3 protein-coding genes are annotated in these 1,840 nt (G+C 57.4%); all 3 read right to left on the bottom strand.

All coding sequences use genetic code 11. The features are described 5' to 3' along the window. Positions 1 to 356 (bottom strand): MFS transporter (locus tag WCA53_RS00695; RefSeq protein ID WP_423904235.1); only part of this gene is annotated, 356 nt, incomplete at its 3' end. A gap of 63 nt (positions 357 to 419) precedes the next feature. Then, complete coding sequence (locus tag WCA53_RS00690; protein WP_423904232.1) at positions 420 to 1,493, bottom strand: porin; 1,074 nt, start codon at positions 1,491 to 1,493, stop codon at positions 420 to 422. Positions 1,494 to 1,627: 134 nt separating this feature from the next. Beyond that, positions 1,628 to 1,840 (bottom strand): alpha/beta fold hydrolase (locus WCA53_RS00685; protein ID WP_423904229.1); only part of this gene is annotated, 213 nt, incomplete at its 5' end.

The following is a 1,840-nucleotide window of genomic DNA, read 5'->3' as shown; positions in this document are numbered from 1 at the left end:
ATCAATGCACGGAGCAGCACGAGGCTGACCATCCCCGTGGCGAGTCCGCTGCCGCCAACGAGCAGGGAAAACGCGACGACTGCTGGCACGAGTACGCGCTTGCATCCAATCCGGTCAGATAACCTGCCCGTGACGATGGACGCTACTCCCCAGCAGAGTGAAAGCACCGCGGAAATCAGACCCAGGTCTTGATAGTTCATCCCGAGCTCTTTCGCGATCACCGGAAAGAGCGGGTAAATGATGTTCCGGTCGAGGCCCACCAGCCCATAGCCAAGGGCCAGCAGGAATACTGCCTTGACTTCATACCGGACATTCCAGCCGGAACGTTCGTCCGGGACGGCAACAGTTGTATTCATGACGAATGCCTCCAATTTTTTTAATGTGCTCTACGGCACCGATTACGCAAGCAATGCACTGGACTACCAGGTGTGCATCATGCCCAGACGCACCATCGTCTGGTTGCTGGAACTCGAGAACGCCCCCGCTCCGGGAATCAGTGCTTCAGAACCTCCCGACCCGTGTTGATACGCGGCAAATCCATAGATGCTGGTACCTTTCGAAAGGTAGTAGGCGAGATTCAAACCAGCCTGATGCATCTTCACGTTGTTCGCGACGTGATTGCCATCATTGAACTGATACTCGAAACCAAGAATCGCGGCCTGGCTCACCGGATAAGTCGCGGCAAAGTCATACACCATGACCTGCGCGTTGTTGAACGTGTTCGTGGCCTTCGCGACCATCAACGCCACAAAACCCTGGCCTATCGGCACGCGTCCGCCGACGCCCCAATCCCGGAGTCCGCTATTGCCGGAATTGATCGTCGGAAACTTCGTGTAGGTATAGGCAGCGTCGAATGCAAACGGCCCTGCGTTATAACTGGCACCCAGGCTCTGCGTGCTGTTCTGGCTAAACGCCCCCGCCTGACCGCCAAATCCGTATAGCGCGCCGAACTTGAAACCCGCAACCCTAGGGCTCTCGTAGGTGACGGCATTGGGCGTCGAATACAGATCAGCGGTTCGCAGAAAGTCCATTGAGCCGAACGCCGGCGCTCCCAACCCCGGGTAAGGCCCGGCTTGCGTGAACGTCGGCTCCAGCGAGGCAAGCATCGGGCCCCAACGATCGATGGTCATATAGTTGAACATGAAGTCGGTCTGCAACCCCATCGTCACGCGGCCTAGCGAATCATTGTCGAGTCCTACGTATGAGTAACGGTACATCATACTCGGGGCATATAACGACCCGGAGGCGATATCGAACGTATTGAGGAGCTTCGCGATGGCCCGGGTCCCGCCGCCAAGATCCTCGATCGCGGAAATGCCAAACCCGGTGTTGTTCGAGATGCCCCCTTGCATGAAGGTGTTCGAATGACCGTTCGCGTTCGAAACCCACGTCAGCCCGGCATCGATAGCGCCGAACAGCGTAACGCTGGATTGGGCGTTCGCCGAACTCGCGACAAGCGTCACAACTGTGCATGTGATTATTTTTGCTTTCACCGTGTCTCCAAATCTTATTGTGCGAAGCTGTTTGCGTCGCACCCCGAATGGGTATTCAGGACGCGACGTTTTCGGTGAGATCGCCTCCGATAGCGACGGCGCAGCGACCTGTTCTGCACCCGTCACACCACTATTCAGTACTTGAGAAAATCGATGACCAGGCGGTTGAATCGGTCCGCATGCTCCCACTGGGCCCAGTGTCCGCAGCGATTGAAGATATGCATTTGCGCGTCGCGCAGACCCCATATCATCCGCAGGCCGTTGTCGAGCGGAACGAAGCGATCGTCGCGCCCCCAGGTCACCAGCGTCGGCGCACCAATTTCGGCAAGGCGGCTGCTCATATCGGG

Source organism: Caballeronia sp. (assembly GCF_049581465.1).
Classification (GTDB): domain Bacteria; phylum Pseudomonadota; class Gammaproteobacteria; order Burkholderiales; family Burkholderiaceae; genus Caballeronia.
This window is presented reverse-complemented; position numbering and strand designations above follow the sequence as displayed.